The following is a 15,226-nucleotide window of genomic DNA, read 5'->3' on the forward strand; positions in this document are numbered from 1 at the left end:
TCACTTCAGTTTGACTTTTCAGCTCTTAAAATCACGTTCGACGGCGTTCCGATTCCTCTGGAGGATGGCGGAGCGAGTGGCGATGGCAGGCCGCTGCAGCCACGACACACCGTCGACCAGGAAATCGCGTCGTCGACGAGATGGTTCTCTTGGAGTCCTGCGAGCAACAGGTCGATCAGCGCTTGGTATGGTCGAGAACAGTCGCACGTGCAACAAACGGTTCGTGTCGGGATCGACTGCAGCAAACAGCCAGTGGCGCTGGCAATTCACGCGAGTTACAGTTTCATCAACCTCGGTGTAATTCGGAACACTCTCGCTGCAGAGACTCTCATTCCGGGAAGCCAGAACACTCGGTGAAGCGGCTGATTTCTGGTATAGGTACCAAGCAAATACGACCCCCCTCACTTTTCGATCCTATCTGCACAGTGCCCACTGGAATTCTCCAAGGTTCGATCTGCTTCGCAACGCTCGTAGTGATATCCCGAATGTATTCGGGATGAGGGTTTTCAAAATGTTTACCAGCGTGCTCTAAAAGTACACGCAGATTTTGTTTCTGACACGCCTATAGTAGCGTTTGCAACTGATTGCACATCCGATCGCACGACTGCGTGCGATCGTGTGAGTGAAGACTTGCAAACACTACTATAGATGCTGAGGGATGTCTTTGTTATAACAACTGTACGTTAGTTATGTAATCAGGGTGAGATCCCATCAGAAAGGTCGCAGGAAACAAAATCCCTGCGGATCCATTCTGGACTTTCGAGGCGGTGTCCCATTTCCATATAGTAGCGTCTGCAATCTCTTCCAAGCGAACGCTCTGCCGGCGCAGGGCGTTCGTGTCCCAGAGCAGTTCCCCGATACGCGGACAGCCGGGTACGTGAGGACGAACACGAGGCTGCGGTCACGAGCGATTTTCAGTGCCTCATCGCGCGCTCGCTGTCTGTGAAGGGAATCGGCATCCTCCGAAAATTCCGTGTACATCTCGATGGCGTCACGGGTTCGCTCGTCATATACCCCGAAAGGACGTGGTGCTGTTCGAATGCCCAAGCCTGCTGATCTCCGGGCTTGCTGCCGTCCTCCTCGGGGAACGGTCATCGAGCTCGCCCGATGAGCGTAGGGCGCTTGGGATTTCTCTCGTTGACACACCAGCCACACCACGGAGAGATATAGCGGTAATCGGTTTGTACAGTGGTCTGTTTGAGCCTGTGATCACCCGCGAGGTATCGGGCGTACTCCCGAAAGACGCGTTCCTCGAGATCTCAAAGTGGGGTTCGGTCGATGTCGTTTGAACCGATCTCAGTCCGGCCTTCATCGCCGCCGTCGTTGGCGGCCCACACGACGAAACGCTCGAATTCGCGTCCCGATTAGATCGGCAGTTCGCATCGTCGCCACCGCGGCTTTTCCCTGGAGGAACCGCTCGAATTCGATCGGCCTGGTTCAACCATCTCGAAGCCGTCCTTAGCATACTCAGGTGGCTGCGAGCACAGGAACTGGCCGAGCCGCTACTCATCGGCAGCAACTTGTCCAGAAAACGATTTTCGACAGTTTCGAAGTCACCCGTTTCGTAGACTGAAACTCCCTGGACGGTGATTTCCCTACCGTCATCAGTGCAGACTGGAATCGCTTAGAGGTCTCGACGTCGATGTCGTATGCGTACCGGTCACCATCGAATTCTGTCTTTCGAGGTCGTAGCAGTATTCTAGCTTCACCCCGCAGCGGGGTACTTCAACGTGGTCGTAATTACCAGAATACTCAGGTTCAGGCGAAAAGCCGAGTGGATTCGTCGAATCCAGGAGTTTCCAGGTCCCCACCCCTCGAATTAATCAGGATGGGCTGGTATATGTTATGTCGCTATATCAAATCCCCAGAAGGGGTAGTTGAGACTACGCAGTCGATGTAGGATTCCTGGGTGATCTGGCCGAAGACACTGCGGCGAGATTCACATCTCGGAGCCACGTCGACAGACTGATGACGATACGGTCAAATATCCGTCCAATTGCTCGATACAGTACTGAGACTGGATACGAATGCTAATCTAACGCTCGGGCCGTCGCTCACGCGTCACCTCACCGATCCCAGCATTTGCGGAACAACTGGGACAGGCATACACACGTCCGGTTTCGTCACCGAACACTCGCGCAAACCGCTCGGAAACGTGTTCGTCACAGGTTTCACAGACTGGCATATCCTGTGTCCTCCAGGTCTATTTAGTGGGATCCTCCAGTCCTGTGGGTCCGTCGAGCGTTCGCTGCGAGCGTCTGATACTCGGCAGCAGCAGCGGCATTGAGCGAACGCGTCCCGTCGAGATCGGCTGGCTCCCGCTTCGCACCGGCGACGCCCCGCACCGCGTCACCGACGCGCTCGAAGTTGTCCGCGACAATATCTTGGACGAGCGTCGGGATCCCAGCACGGTCACACAGTTCGCCTGCAGCGGCCGGGCCGATCCACAGCCGGTCCGCCCTTGCGTCTACAAGTACCGGCGCGAACGGCGGATCGTCGAACTGGGCCGCGAGGAGGTGCTGTGCAGCGTCGTTGTTCCACTCAACGACGCCAACTTCGGGGAGTCGTCGGAGTGCTGTCGCTGCTGCCGAACAGAAAGGACACTCCCCATCGAAAATGAGGACTGCCTCGTATGCTGGCTCTGCGTGATCCGTGTCGACCGTTTCAGTCGACTGTGTATCATTCGTACTCATAATCTGTCTACGAGTCCAGTTTCGAGTTGCCCGGTGGCCGGTCATTGGCCGCTCTGAACTCCAGAAAGTCGTCGTACTGGTCAACGACGACAGTCGTGTCAGTTCGTGGCTTCGCCGTACAGAGCAGGATGTAGCCGGCCTCGTCGTCCTCGTCGTAGTACCGACGAGCGTTCGGGTGGACAACGTCGCCGTCGACGAGGCGGGCGGCACAGGTGGTACACCAGCCCTGCTGGCAGTCGGCCGGCAGCCACACACCCGCCGAACGCGCGGCCGCGAGGATCGTCTCGTCCGCGCCGACTTCGAGATCGTACGTCTCACCAGCCTCGTCCAGCGACGAGTCCTCGGGAACGACGATCGTGACGGTCCACGTTTCGTTCGACGATTGTGTCATAACGGGGAGTAGGGGAAGGTGGGGCTGGGAGCGCCGACGACTGGAATCAGGCCGAGTCGTTGAACCGGTTGTTCGTCGAGTAAGGCGCATCGCCCGGTTCGCCGCGGGCGAAGTGGCCGGCCGGGTTGATTTCGTCGTCCCGTTCCTTGCTCAGTAGCTCGATGAACCAGGCTTCGTGGTCCATCTCCTCGTTGAGGATCCGCTGGGCCATATCGTAGGTGCGCGGGTCAGCACCGCGAGTCATGTCACAGATCTCGCTCCAGGTCCGGATGGCACACCGCTCTGCCTCCAGCAGCACCTCGAGAATGTCCTCGACCTCCAGGTCGGACGTGTCGAACCCGCCGCTGTCGTCCATCGGCGTCGGCACTTCGGCGTCCGGACAGGACGCGCGATCCGCGAAGTCACGGATGTCGTTTGGGAGCGATCCCTCCAGCTCGTAGATCCGGGGCACGACCAGCTCGAAGTGGGCCCGATCCTCGAGGCGGGCGTCCTCGGTGATTTCCTTGTAGTCTTCCTCGCCAGCGAGGTGCATTCGGAGGTTCGTGTAGTAGTAGTACGTCGTGAACTCCGCCCCGATGGCGTCGATCAGTTTCTCGCGGAGTTCCTCGGGGTCGACACCACGCTCGCGAATTACTTCGGCCCCGACTCGTTTGCTCGTGTCACCTGGTTCCACCGAACCGCTTCCGTGTTCTTTCTCGTCGGACATCGCATTCTTACGTACCCCGGGAGTAGCAATCAGTCTTGGTTTAGCAATAACCAACATACTGTATCAAATAGTTATTAGAGTACGAAGCGCCGGTATTTTTGTCTTAGGAGTGATTAGCTTTAGACGAAAATGAGTGGAGACCCCGTGAGAGTCGACGAGACTCGTGAGTTCGAGTTCGTCCTCCAGTTCGAGTCGGGAGTCGACGAGCTGATGGACGTCTTCCGGCAGTACGAGAGTCTCTCACTGTGGTCGTCTGCGATCTTTGTAAACTCCGACCATATGTGGCGACTGGATCACGCGAAGGGGACCGATGAAGCGCTGAGCGCGTTCGACGCGGTGTTTCTAGACGAGACCCGTTGTAACGAGTGTTTCGACGTCGAGAACTGCGACACGGAGCGGTCGTATCAGGTCCTCGATCGTCGAGAGACAAGCCGGACGATCTACACGCTCCGTCGCGAGATCAAGAAATGTCACTCACTCCCGCGTTTCGTCCTCGATCACGTCTGGAAGGGGACGGTGTTCGAATCCCGCCGCGTCGGCGACGAGTACCGCTGGCGCGTTCTCTTTCCCGGTGACTACCCTATCGGCGATGTATACGACACGATGGAATCGCATCTTCGCGATGGAGTGTCACTCTCAGTGTCGCATATCACCAGTGCTGGCAACTGGAGCGCGACCGAGCGGATCGCCACGGACTTCTCGCCGGAACACTGGAAGGTGTTGAAAGCGGCAGTCGATCACGGCTACTACGAGCGGCCCCGAAAAGTCTCCGTCGCCGATCTGGCATCAATACTCGACGAACCCCGTTCGACGGTCCAGTATCGGCTTCGGACTGCTGAAGACCGCATTATGTCGCAGTTTGTCGAGCAGACACTCTAATTGGAGCAGGGAGGTAGCCCCATATGCATTGAGAACGCTGGTCTCGTCTTCTGCCCAGAATGCCCTCCAGTTCAGTTTATGCACTATAGTAGCGTTTGCAACTGATTGCACATCCGATCGCACGACTGCGTGCGATCGTGTGAGTGAAGACTTGCAAACGCTACTATAGACAACCACGTTCTCTTCACTCGAACTGTAGAGACGATGATGTCAGCGATCCCCGGTTCACTCCGTCTCCTCGATGGAGCACCCCTCGAAAAACGCGGAGGACCACAACGTTATTTCGATTCCGGAGGAGATTATCGACGGCATCTCACTCACCCCTGTCGCCCCGGCACCCGAGCAGGCGATAAGCCTGATGTCGAGAGCACGGATGTTAGCGAGGGTTGCATTCGCTGAGACAGTAACCGGTCCTGTCGTTCGATAACTGACCACTGCCCGTCCGTTATTTCCGAGCCCACTATACGCCGTCAGTATTATTCATCAATACACACCAGTAATATATTCATAAAGTTCATTCATTGAGTGTGTTCATTAGTTGTGTTCACTAGTTGTATTTAACGATATAATCCAGTAGTTCTCATAGTTAACTACAGTAATGAATGAACGTACCGAACTTTCAAGGTGGGTAGTATCTACGGTGTGGGTATGTTAGCGTACTCAACGTACAGTGAAGCAGGTGGGGTAGGAAAGACGACGACGGCCGCGAACCTGGCCGTCGCACACGCTCGAGCAGGCCTGAAACCACTCGTCGTTCCACTCGATCCCCAAGACGGGGATCTCTCCCGACTTTTCGGCGTCGACTCGGATCGAACCCAGTCGGTCGATAATCTCGTTCGGCATATGATTCGCCGACCAAGTGGCGACTTCGAGGACCTCGTTCGGACTGTCGAAGGTGTCGACATCGTCCCGGAACACAATATGCTCTCGGACCTCGCCGAGTACCTCCAGCGTGAAAAAGACCAAGCGGAGGCGATGGGGGAGGCGTTCGGGATGCACGCACAGTTGCTCCGCGTCCTCCGCGAGGCCGGCGTCCCAGACAAATACGACGTTCTCATCTGTGACCCGCCAGCGACCGAGGGGCCGCATCTCTACAACGCCATCCACGCTACACGTTCACTCGTTATTCCTGTTGAACCGAGTGCGAAGGGGCGAGCGGCCGTTAAGGGCCTCGAATCTCTTGTTGCCGGTCTCGAGGGTCAATTGGACGTCGAGGTAGGCGTTCTTGCAGCGATCCCGGTTAGGTTCAAGAATACGCGGGACCAGCGGACGATTCTCGACGAAATCGACTACCCGATACCAGAGATCATCGGCGAGCGGGCGTCGCTGATGGAGGGATGTTGGATGCAGCAGTGTTCGGCGTTCGAGTACGTCCGGGAAATCCGCGATCGACGACGCGACTATGAGATCGAAACGCTCGCACAGTTCGATCGCATTGCGCGCCACCTAGAACAGCAAGTCGGGATCGACGCCCCGAATCCGCCGACTCCCGGTGACCTCGACCACGAGGTGCTATCCGTATGACGGGGATGAAAGAGGGTGCTGGCGAGGACCCCTTCGCATCAGGTGATGAGAGTTCGGAGACAAGAGGGGAAGCGACAACGACCGAGTCATCCAGAACCGAGATCAAAACGACAGAGGCTGAGTCAACGCAATCGTCACGAAAGCGGCGGTCTATGCAGATCCCGTACAAATTCCGGCGAGACAGTGTGCAGGATGGCCGTGATCGTGTCCCGTTGTTCCTCCAGAGTGAAACCAAGAGTAGTGAACGCGATGCCCAGCGGGAGCTCGAAGACCGCTTCGACGACGACGTTTCACTCACTGACCTTCGGGAAGCTCTGATGATGGCCGGCCTGAATCACCTCGACGAGGTCGAAGCACATCTCGAAGAGTGGGGCTACGGAATGACATTCGAGGAGTAACTACCGTTCCGGAAAGAAAATCGGGGAGCGCAGCCGAGAGACATACCGTCGGTCCGCGGCGGGGACCGTTGATGATCGAGACCGGAATCCGGACCAGATCGCCGAGATACGTCTTGCTTACTGCAAAGCGGAACTCCGTTGCATCACCGGCTCGGACTGTCCCCCCGACCGTCTCGGCTGCCTGAGTAGTCATCGATACGTCGGCGTACGTTACCGTCGGAATAACTCGGTAGGACAGTTGTAACTATTTTGCACACCCTCGGAATGGATAACGTCCGAGCCTGCGAATCTGGAAAGACGCCCGCTCCGATGACCACCTATTCCGACCCGCCTGGTACGGGGGGAAAGACGGACGTTTCACGCACCGTGAGCGCCGACTCTAGAACCGCGTCCAGGACACAGCGGGTCGGCGTCTTGAGCCCGCACAACAGCAAGGAGACGAAGGCGATTCTGAACGCCGTCCGAGCGCTGGGTCACGAGCCGGTCTGGATCCGCGACGAGAACGTGACGTCGTGGATCGAAAACGGGACTGTCGGGCTGTCACCGGCCGTCGACGTGCTCGTCAACCGGTTGCTGCTCACGAAGAGCGACCACCGGTTCGAGGATCTTCAGCTGGCAGCGCTCTATGAGTCGACAGCGCCGGCCGTGAACCCGTCGGGGATCGTCGCTAGCGCAATCCACAAATACCGGTCCGGGATGACGCTCGCCGCGGCCGACCTCCCTGTTCCGGACGCGTACTTCGCCCGCTCTCCGCGGAGGTTCGAGGAGTGGCCCGAGCGGCTCCCCGGCCTCGCCGCACACAAGCAGACCATCGGCACCAACGGAAAACAGATGTCTGTCGTGGGGCCAGCCGATTCTGTGAGTTCGCGGATCGACGACAGGCAGTCGTTCGTCCAGGAGTTTCTGACCGACAGCGACGAGCACCCGTCGGACGTCCGGGTGTACGTCGTCGACGGCGAAATCGTGGGCGCGATGCGACGGCGTGCTCCTGAGGGCGACTGGCGGACGAACGTGGCGCTCGGCGGCGAGGTCGAGGGGATTACCGACGAACTCGACGCGGAACCAGGTCGTCTCGCGATGGAAGCGACGGCGGTTCTCGGTCTCGATATTGCGGGGGTGGACCTGATGCCGATCGACGGCGAGTGGTACATCCTCGAAGTCAACGCCACGGCCGGATTCAGGGGACTCTATGAAGCAACGGGCGTCTCCGTGGCGCCCCATATCGCGCGGCTGGCCATAGAGCGCGCTGGGGGAACCGTCGACCCCTCCCGGGTAACGGAACTCGAATCGACGCTCGATGACTCGGTCCCAGAGTGTAAGCCGCCGCTGGACGAGGGTGACAGTGACGACGACCTACTGGGGTACACGACGCGAGTCAGGATCACTGGCCGGGACGACGCGGCGGCGGTGATCGCGAAATCGGACACCGGAGCGGAACGAACCAGCATCGACGTCGAACTCGCGGGCCGCGTCGGCGCCGGGCCGCTAGTTGGAACGACGGAAGTCCGTTCCGGAGCCGGGAGCGACACCGAAACGCGTCCGCTCGTCGACGTCCAGTTGCGGATAAACGGCACTTGGCGGACCGTCACCGCGAGCCTCACCGATCGGTCCGAAATGACCTACTCCGTGCTCCTCGGCCGCGACGTGCTCGAATCGTACACGCTCGATGTCTCTGTAACCGTCGAAGAATGAGCGACGAGCGCTGGGTTCCCACACTCCGCTGCGACGGCCGGTCGGGAGCTATTTAGCCGAAGTGTCCGCCAGCGCCGCCGCAGCCGGGGGTGTCCTCTCACCTGGGTAGCAGCGTCGAGACTCTGGCGTTCTCTTTGAGACGAAGCCCCGCCCCGGCAACGGTCAACGGCACGCGAGGCAGTTCCTCGACGCGGACCGTCGGATGCGTCCCGCCGCGTGCGAGAATCTCGGTCCGTGGCTGGAGCAGCGCAGTCTCCGACAGCGACTCGTTGTACTCGATCAGATAGGTTCCCGATTCGAGGTGCCACCACTGGTAGTCGTCGTCAGGGTTCCGCCAGACCCTGGGATGCGGTTCCAACTCCGCGGGTTCGAGTTCGCTACCGCCGAAGTCCACCCGTCCCGGGGACCGGACTTCGTGAATCTCCGTCACGGTGAGATCGACTCCGCCGTCTTTGCGAACCTGACTGGGTTCGTGGATGATTCCGTCGACCGCGTCGACGAGGTCGCTCATACTGCGAAGTGGATCGTCCAGCGACAAAAACCCCGAGCCACTGCGAGGGGCTGCTGTAACTGTGCCTCGGTCTGCTACGGGGAAGATGCTGCGAGTCCGGTCTCTGCAACGCAATATTTTAGCGGGATTCCGGCGTGGTTTCGATATGAAGTTCGCGATTTTCGGTGCCGGCGGGATCGGTGCGTACCTCGGTGCCCGACTTGCGGATGTGGGTCACGAGGTACACCTCATCGCTCGGGGCGAGCACCTCGCCGCGTTGCGATCGGAGGGATTGCGCGTCGAGAGCGTCGCCGGCGACACGATGGTCGATCTCCCAGCGACCGACGATCCGGCCGAGATCGGACCGTGTGATTACGTCCTCTTCTGTGTGAAAGGTTACGATACTCGGGACGCGGCCGCTGATCTCGATCCACTGCTCGAAGCGGAGACTGCTGTGGTCTCTTTCCAGAACGGCGTCGACAACGAGCGCTGGCTCGCCGACGCGATCGGCCGAGAGCACGTCGTCGGCGGTGTCGCATACGTCTTCTCGACGATCAAGGAGCCAGGTGTCGTCGAGCACACCGGTGGTCCGGCACGGTTCGTCTACGGCGAATTCGATGGTGAACGGACGGCGCGGATTACAGCACTCGACGATGCGCTGTCCGCGAGCCGGGGAGTCGAAGCGGTATTAGCGGACGACATCGAAGTAGAACTCTGGCGGAAGTTCGCGTTCATTTGTGCACAGGCGGGGATGACCGCGACCACGCGACTCCCCCTCGGCACCATCCGGGACACGGACGCGACCTGGGAGATGTACCGCCGGATTATCGACGAGGTGACCGCGGTGGCACAGGAGAGAGACGTCGACCTCCCGACGGACGTCGTTGCGGACTGGATAGAATTCGCTCGGGATCTCGATCCCGAGAGCTACTCGTCTTTGCACTACGATCTGACCCACGACAAGCGGCTGGAACTGGACGTGCTCCACGGCTCGGTGGTTCGTCACGCGTCCGAGGTGGGAGTTGATGTCCCGATGAACGAGGCCGTCTACGCGATGTTGCGGCCCTGGGCGGACCGGGCGGAAGCCTCTGACGAAAAATCATAATTGGAATCCTCAAGTCACAGAGCGGAAACCCCTGCTGTCGAGTAACCATATCAGTTCGAATCGTTTCCATTCGAGCGATGCCGCAGGGGGATTTTCCGAACTCGGATCTGATGCCATCAAGTCGTTGTATGAAATAATATAGTAAACATCATATAACACTTAGTAATTATTATAAGAATATTTAAAAAATTCTACTAAACAAGCCGTTAAGCAGCTTCTTAAGCGTATTAAGTAAATTTAAAAGTAATAAGTAGAGTACATATTGTGTCTACTATATTCTTCGATGAATTATGTTTGATAGAATATTTGATAGTGCTATCTTCGGGGAAACAAAGCGTACCAGAAAACAGGTTCCGGCACAATCGCTGGTCCAGATAACGAGGCAACGAACCGGACAGCTTTTTGACCGTTCAATTGCGGCTGGGATGGGAAATACAGACATCTCGCCGACCGGTGTCATTGACAAGAGGCACCTCGAAATAGGCCGCCGACTATCCGGATTCACACCCGGTGACGGTGATCTGCTGGACTCTCACCGCCCAGTCAGATGATGTCGAGTTCTCGCCCCACTTGTTCGTACACTCGTAAGGCTTCGTTGAGATCTGTCTCGGAGAGCCCGACATTTATTTGATTACGGATTCGCGCCTCCCCACGTGGAACCATCGGATAGACGATCGAAAGGGCGAAAAGGCCCTCCTCGAACAATCGCTCGGCAAACTGCTTGGCCGTGTTGCTGTCCCCGATCATCACCGGAACGATCGGTGTTTCGCTTTGCCCCGTATCGAAACCCAACCCCTCTAACTCGGATTGGAAGTACTCGCGTTTGTTCCACAGGTCCCGGACGCGTTGGGGTTCGTTGTCGATGATCTCGAGGGCGCGTTTGTTTGCCGCCGCGACGGCGGGGGGATAGCCGGCGCTCAGCAGCCACGTCCGCGATGTGTTGTACGCGAAATCGACGACGTGTTGATCTCCCGCAAGCATCCCGCCGAACCCGCCGCAGGCCTTCGAGAAGCTCCCCATCTGAAAGTCGATTTCGTCTTCCAGACCGAACTCGGCTGTGATGCCGTGGCCGTCACCTAGAACGCCTTCACCGTGACAGTCGTCGACGTACGTCATAGCCCCATACTCCTCGGCGAGGCGGTGAATCTCGTCCAGCTTTGCCACGTCGCCGTCCATCGAGAACACCCCGTCGGTCACCACGATGATCCGATTGAATTCGCTGCTCACCGACCGTAGAACCCGCTCAAGATCGGCCATATCGGAGTGACTGTACACGCGAGTGTCAGCCGGCGAGAGCCGAATGCCATCGATGATGCTCCCGTGGTTGTATTCGTCGGAGACGTACACGTCGCCGTCGTCAAGCAACTGTGGAAGCAGGCCAGCGTTCACCGAAAAGCCGGTCTGATACGATAGTCCACCCTCGGTTCCTTTGAAGTCGGCGATGGCGTCGTGGAGTTCGTCCTGCAGTTCGGTGTAGCCGGCGATAGACCAGTCTGACCCTGCGCCGACGCCGAACTTCTCGATTGCGTCTACGGCTGCAGTCCGGAGACGGCTGTCGTTTGCCAGGTCGAGGTAATTGTTCGAGGCGAGCATTATCACCTCCCTTCCTTCGACAACTGGCCTCGCCTGGGATGCTGTCTGTAGTTGCTTGAGGGGCCACGTTTCGCCGCGTTCGTCCATCGCTTCGTATTTTTCTCGCAGGTATGCCGTCGTATCTCGTGTCATATGTTGATTGGTCCGGTTGTTTGGATCGCCGTCCTCGCCGACGGTCGCTGGATTCTCTGTGGTGAGCTGCGGCCGTGATCAGTATGAGAGGTGTCTCGGTCCCGGCAGCTGATCGGTGGTCTGGTGAGAGTGCACAGTTGAGTTGGGACTCGGATCACGATAGCGCTCCTTCGGTCCTCTGGCGGAGATTGTGAACCATCTCGTCTACCATCTTATCGAGGTCGTACTCGGCTGACCATCCCCAGTCGGACCGTGCGGCCGTATCATCGAGCGTACTCGGCCACGAGTCAGCGATGGATTGCCGTTCGTCGGGATCGTACCGAGCATCGAACTCGTTGATCCGCTCTTCGATCCGCTCGCTCAGCTCTTTGGCCGTGAAACTCAAAGCCGATATGTTGTACTCACACTGATACTGTAGGTCCGATTCGTCAGCCTCTGCGAGGGCGATAAGCGCATCGATCGCATCAGACATATACACCATCGGGAGCCGGGTGTCCTCCCGAACGAAGTAGGTGTATTCACCCTCCCAGACTGCCTCGTAGAAGGCATCGACGGCGTAGTCGGTCGTCCCACCGTTCGGTCTGGTTTTGTGGCTCACGATTCCCGGGAGCCTGATCCCCCGCACGTCCAAATCATATTTTTCGTGGTAGTACGCACCGAGATTCTCAGCCAGCACCTTCGTGATCCCGTACATCGTCGTCGGGGAACGGATCGTGCGTTCGGACGGATTGTCCGGAGTCGCTGGCCCGTACACTGCAATCGAACTCGGAATCACGATACGATCGAGTTCGTACTCTCGTCCGACTTCGAGCACGTTGTGCAGCCCCCCTACGTTCACGTTAAACGCTCTGTCCGGGTTCTGTTCGCCGGCAGCGGATAGGAGGGCGGCCAGGTGAAACACGGTATCGACATCGTACTTCTCGATGACCGCCTCGACCTGAGCGCGGTCCGTCACATCCACCGCTTCGTACGGTCCCGGCACATCCGGGTCAGGTTCGATGTCACTGGCCACTACCTCCACGTCCTCGTATCGAGTTCGGAGCGTCGGCACGAGTTCGGAACCGATCTGGCCGAGCGCTCCGGTGACTAATATTGTGTCCATTGCTGCGCATTTGGGTGGACTGCCGGCAACCAGTTATAAATATACTAACCTGCAATAATTGTATGCGATATTAATATGCTCTTAAGTAATACTTTGGGGTGCCTGCAGACAATCCAACCGAAGAGCCAGCTATCGCTGGCCTCTCCGAACGGCAACCCAACCGTAGCTCAGGTCCCGGAGGGTCCAATGTAGACCGATTCGCCTATATTCGAACTCGTGTTTGGGGAATCACGACGTGAAGGCGATGTTTTTTTATACTTGTCTGCAGCAGAGCATCGTGTGATTGGTGAAATCGACCACATCGAGATCGAAGTAAGCGACGCTTCCGAGATGGCGGAGTTCCTCGAGAAGCTCGGATACGAACAGCACCGCCAGACGGAACACCACGGCGAGTCCTACGAGTACGTCCCAGGTGATGGCGAGGGGCCGCTCTTCGAGATCCACACGGTCTCCGGCGAGGAAACCCCAGGAATCAACCACATCGCGTTCGGCGTTGACGACATCGAGGAGGAGTCCCAGCGCCTCGAAGAAGCCGACGTCGATTCGATCGTCGGCCCGTACGACGTCGACAAGACCGGACGGACGATCACGAACTTCCGGGACCCCGACGGGAACCGGTTCCAGATCGTCTCGGACGACGACTAAGCGGCACCTCCGGCGGGCCGTTCCCCTCGCGGACTACTTTTATCGACTCATCGAAATAGTTACTACAGCCCGGTCACGACGCCAAGGTGCGAATGGATCAGCACAATAGCCTTCGTCGAACCATCGAAGAGGGTGGTGTCGTCTACGGGGCACGAGCATCGACGTTCTCGCCGACCGTCATCGAGGTATTCGGGGAACTGGGGGTCGATTTCGTCTGGCTCGACTTCGAACATATGGGTCCGAGTCCGTACGACAGTCGGCTCTTCGAGGACCTCACCCGGGCGGCCGAAGCCGGAAACACGGAACTGTTCGTCCGATTGCCGAGTGGCGACCCTCCGCTCGTCAGGAAAGTCCTGGATGCGGGCGTCCGAAACCTCCTCATTCCACGTGTCGATTCGGCCGAGGAAGTCCGGGAGGCGGTCGAAGCAACACGGTTCGAGTACGATGGCGAACCCGGCGAACGGGGCAAGGCCAGCGGGCGGTCCAGTAACTGGGGCACCGCTGATGACTACGTCCAGACGGAGGACAGCGAGGTCTGTCTCGGGGTGATGATCGAGAAGACGACCGCCGTCGACGACCTCGACGCGATCTTGGACGTCCCGGAGCTGGGTTTCGTGTTCATCGGCCCGTCCGACCTCTCAGTGCAGATGGGCCATCCGACGAACAAGACTCACCCCGAAGTGGAGAGGCAAATCGAGGCTATCGAAGACGCCTGTGTCGCTGCAGACGTCCCATTGGGAGGGATTAGAAACGACCCCCAATCCATCGCGGACGCAGAGCAGGACGGATATCAGATCCTCCGCGTCGGTGGCGACCTCGGTTCTATCGAGGCGTCGCTCGGGGAGCGGCTCACCTCGATCCGGAAGGACAACTAACCCTGACGGGCAGTTGCCGGTCGATTTATGTAGGATGAATTTATTCGTCTACGTATGGCACCCGAAGTCGCACGGCTAGGCCACGTCTCGCTCGAAACCCCGGATCTGGAAGAATCGCTGTCGTTCTTCCACGATGCCGTGGGTCTCGAAATAGTTGAGAGAGTCGACGAAACCGTGTTTCTCCGGGCAGTCGACGAGCACGATCACCACTCGCTCAGCCTCACAGCGGGTGATACGGCGCGCATCGATCACATCGGCTGGCAGACCGCCGAGCCGGAAGATGTGGCGGCATTCGCACAGCGGTTCGAAGAGCAGGGAATCGATATCACGCGGGTCGATGAGGGGACAGAACCCGGCCAGGGGGAGGCGATCCGGTTCGAGATACCGAACGGTCACCGGTTCGAACTGTACGGAACGATGGAAAAACCCGAGCCACCTGCCGAGCGGCGGTCGAAGCTAAAAAACCGGGTCTACGACCCGTCCGGTAACAATCCCGTCGCTCCGAACCGCATCGATCACGTACAGATCTGGGATCCCGACGCGCGCGAGTGCGCTGAATGGATCCGTGACGAACTGGGGTATCAGGTACAGGAGTATTATGACGAAGCCGACGGCTCACGGTGGGGGACGTTCCTGAGTGCCTGTGAGGCCAAGATCGACGTCGCCGTTGTCCAGTCCGAAAGCGAGGATGATCTCCCTGCGCTTCACCACGTTGCCTACGCGGTGGATTCGCCGACCGACCTCTTTGCGGCTCACAACGCGATGAACGAACACGGGGTTCCGGTCGACGGAATCGGGCAACACGGGATCTCGCGGGGCGAATTTATGTACGCGCGGGACCCGAATAGCGGCCACCGGATCGAGTTCAACACGGGGAGTTACCTCACCCTCGATCCTCACTGGGAGCCAGTCGCGTGGGAGGAAGGTGATATCAGCGACGGCGACGACCACCAGTGGATCGGCGGTATCGATTCTCTCGAACGAGTTTACTACTGAGCGAG

At 58.4% G+C, this 15,226-nt stretch carries 15 protein-coding genes and 1 pseudogene; 8 read left to right on the forward strand and 8 right to left on the reverse strand.

What is annotated here, in order from left to right:
• Window positions 1–760: 760 nt before the first annotated feature.
• The 5 genes and pseudogenes from RJT37_RS20530 to dps form a co-directional block, all read right to left on the reverse strand.
• Window positions 761–1,405: pseudogene (locus RJT37_RS20530) on the reverse strand (site-specific integrase); the annotation flags it as partial.
• A gap of 630 nt (window positions 1,406–2,035) precedes the next feature.
• The gene (locus tag RJT37_RS20660; protein WP_425604806.1) at window positions 2,036–2,185 is read right to left on the reverse strand and encodes a DUF7563 family protein; all 150 of its coding nucleotides are present in this window, start codon (window positions 2,183–2,185) and stop codon (window positions 2,036–2,038) included.
• A 22-nt stretch (window positions 2,186–2,207) separates the two neighbouring features.
• Window positions 2,208–2,693 carry a thiol-disulfide oxidoreductase DCC family protein gene (locus tag RJT37_RS11035; RefSeq protein WP_313684414.1) on the reverse strand — a complete coding sequence of 162 codons (486 nt, stop codon included), beginning with the start codon at window positions 2,691–2,693 and terminating at the stop codon, window positions 2,208–2,210.
• Between the two features lie 7 nt (window positions 2,694–2,700).
• Window positions 2,701–3,084: a 2Fe-2S iron-sulfur cluster-binding protein gene (locus RJT37_RS11040; protein ID WP_313684416.1), complete on the reverse strand. Its 384-nt coding sequence runs from the start codon at window positions 3,082–3,084 to the stop codon at window positions 2,701–2,703.
• A gap of 46 nt (window positions 3,085–3,130) precedes the next feature.
• A complete protein-coding gene (dps, locus tag RJT37_RS11045; protein WP_246989069.1) occupies window positions 3,131–3,790 on the reverse strand; it encodes a DNA protection during starvation protein in 660 nt (219 codons plus the stop codon).
• 129 nt (window positions 3,791–3,919) lie between these two features.
• Here dps and RJT37_RS11050 point away from each other — a divergent pair, with 129 nt between their 5' ends.
• The 4 genes from RJT37_RS11050 to RJT37_RS11065 all read left to right on the forward strand — a co-directional run bounded on the left by RJT37_RS11050 (window position 3,920) and on the right by RJT37_RS11065 (window position 8,283).
• Window positions 3,920–4,669: a helix-turn-helix domain-containing protein gene (locus RJT37_RS11050; RefSeq protein WP_313684421.1), complete on the forward strand. Its 750-nt coding sequence runs from the start codon at window positions 3,920–3,922 to the stop codon at window positions 4,667–4,669.
• Window positions 4,670–5,317: 648 nt separating this feature from the next.
• Complete coding sequence (locus RJT37_RS11055) at window positions 5,318–6,193, forward strand: ParA family protein (protein ID WP_313684423.1); 876 nt, start codon at window positions 5,318–5,320, stop codon at window positions 6,191–6,193.
• Window positions 6,190–6,591: a DUF7970 domain-containing protein gene (locus tag RJT37_RS20535; RefSeq protein ID WP_345785365.1), complete on the forward strand. Its 402-nt coding sequence runs from the start codon at window positions 6,190–6,192 to the stop codon at window positions 6,589–6,591. The genes RJT37_RS11055 and RJT37_RS20535 overlap by 4 nt, the downstream gene beginning before the upstream one ends.
• Before the next feature lie 366 nt (window positions 6,592–6,957).
• Window positions 6,958–8,283, forward strand: a complete 1,326-nt coding sequence (locus RJT37_RS11065) for an ATP-grasp domain-containing protein (RefSeq protein ID WP_313684424.1) — start codon at window positions 6,958–6,960, stop codon at window positions 8,281–8,283.
• A 97-nt stretch (window positions 8,284–8,380) separates the two neighbouring features.
• On the opposite strand, the gene RJT37_RS11070 is transcribed toward RJT37_RS11065, so the two are convergent.
• Window positions 8,381–8,794 carry a dCTP deaminase/dUTPase family protein gene (locus RJT37_RS11070; RefSeq protein WP_313684426.1) on the reverse strand — a complete coding sequence of 138 codons (414 nt, stop codon included), beginning with the start codon at window positions 8,792–8,794 and terminating at the stop codon, window positions 8,381–8,383.
• A gap of 145 nt (window positions 8,795–8,939) precedes the next feature.
• On the opposite strand from RJT37_RS11070, the gene RJT37_RS11075 reads away from it, so the two are divergent.
• Window positions 8,940–9,878, forward strand: coding sequence for a ketopantoate reductase family protein (locus RJT37_RS11075; RefSeq protein ID WP_313684428.1), 939 nt, complete (start codon window positions 8,940–8,942; stop codon window positions 9,876–9,878).
• A gap of 543 nt (window positions 9,879–10,421) precedes the next feature.
• On the opposite strand, the gene RJT37_RS11080 is transcribed toward RJT37_RS11075, so the two are convergent.
• Window positions 10,422–11,603 (reverse strand): aminotransferase class I/II-fold pyridoxal phosphate-dependent enzyme, encoded by a 1,182-nt coding sequence (locus RJT37_RS11080; RefSeq protein WP_313684430.1) that lies wholly within the window; start codon window positions 11,601–11,603, stop codon window positions 10,422–10,424.
• Between the two features lie 154 nt (window positions 11,604–11,757).
• Complete coding sequence (locus RJT37_RS11085) at window positions 11,758–12,705, reverse strand: NAD-dependent epimerase/dehydratase family protein (RefSeq protein WP_313684432.1); 948 nt, start codon at window positions 12,703–12,705, stop codon at window positions 11,758–11,760.
• Window positions 12,706–12,984: 279 nt separating this feature from the next.
• On the opposite strand from RJT37_RS11085, the gene RJT37_RS11090 reads away from it, so the two are divergent.
• From RJT37_RS11090 to RJT37_RS11100, 3 genes are all read left to right on the forward strand, one after another.
• Complete coding sequence (locus RJT37_RS11090; protein ID WP_313684433.1) at window positions 12,985–13,350, forward strand: VOC family protein; 366 nt, start codon at window positions 12,985–12,987, stop codon at window positions 13,348–13,350.
• Between the two features lie 92 nt (window positions 13,351–13,442).
• Complete coding sequence (locus RJT37_RS11095; RefSeq protein ID WP_313684434.1) at window positions 13,443–14,225, forward strand: HpcH/HpaI aldolase family protein; 783 nt, start codon at window positions 13,443–13,445, stop codon at window positions 14,223–14,225.
• Window positions 14,226–14,279: 54 nt separating this feature from the next.
• On the forward strand, window positions 14,280–15,221 hold the full coding sequence (locus RJT37_RS11100; protein WP_313684436.1) for a VOC family protein: 942 nt from the start codon (window positions 14,280–14,282) through the stop codon (window positions 15,219–15,221).
• Window positions 15,222–15,226 lie beyond the last annotated feature (5 nt).

Origin of the sequence: Halobellus marinus (assembly GCF_032113415.1) — an archaeon.
In the GTDB taxonomy this organism is placed as follows: Archaea; Halobacteriota; Halobacteria; order Halobacteriales; family Haloferacaceae; genus Haloquadratum; species Haloquadratum marinus.

Excerpts from the sequence above, each read along its gene's own strand:
- RJT37_RS11050 (WP_313684421.1), top strand. The coding sequence starts at position 3,920 with ATGAGTGGAGACCCCGTGAGAGTCGACGAGACTCGTGAGTTCGAGTTC.
- RJT37_RS11055 (WP_313684423.1), top strand. The coding sequence starts at position 5,318 with ATGTTAGCGTACTCAACGTACAGTGAAGCAGGTGGGGTAGGAAAGACG.
- RJT37_RS11040 (WP_313684416.1), bottom strand. The coding sequence starts at position 3,084 with ATGACACAATCGTCGAACGAAACGTGGACCGTCACGATCGTCGTTCCC.
- RJT37_RS11100 (WP_313684436.1), top strand. The coding sequence starts at position 14,280 with ATGGCACCCGAAGTCGCACGGCTAGGCCACGTCTCGCTCGAAACCCCG.
- RJT37_RS11095 (WP_313684434.1), top strand. The coding sequence starts at position 13,443 with ATGGATCAGCACAATAGCCTTCGTCGAACCATCGAAGAGGGTGGTGTC.
- dps (WP_246989069.1), bottom strand. The coding sequence starts at position 3,790 with ATGTCCGACGAGAAAGAACACGGAAGCGGTTCGGTGGAACCAGGTGAC.
- RJT37_RS11035 (WP_313684414.1), bottom strand. The coding sequence starts at position 2,693 with ATGAGTACGAATGATACACAGTCGACTGAAACGGTCGACACGGATCAC.
- RJT37_RS20535 (WP_345785365.1), top strand. The coding sequence starts at position 6,190 with ATGACGGGGATGAAAGAGGGTGCTGGCGAGGACCCCTTCGCATCAGGT.
- RJT37_RS11075 (WP_313684428.1), top strand. The coding sequence starts at position 8,940 with ATGAAGTTCGCGATTTTCGGTGCCGGCGGGATCGGTGCGTACCTCGGT.
- RJT37_RS11070 (WP_313684426.1), bottom strand. The coding sequence starts at position 8,794 with ATGAGCGACCTCGTCGACGCGGTCGACGGAATCATCCACGAACCCAGT.
- RJT37_RS11080 (WP_313684430.1), bottom strand. The coding sequence starts at position 11,603 with ATGACACGAGATACGACGGCATACCTGCGAGAAAAATACGAAGCGATG.
- RJT37_RS20660 (WP_425604806.1), bottom strand. The coding sequence starts at position 2,185 with ATGCCAGTCTGTGAAACCTGTGACGAACACGTTTCCGAGCGGTTTGCG.
- RJT37_RS11085 (WP_313684432.1), bottom strand. The coding sequence starts at position 12,705 with ATGGACACAATATTAGTCACCGGAGCGCTCGGCCAGATCGGTTCCGAA.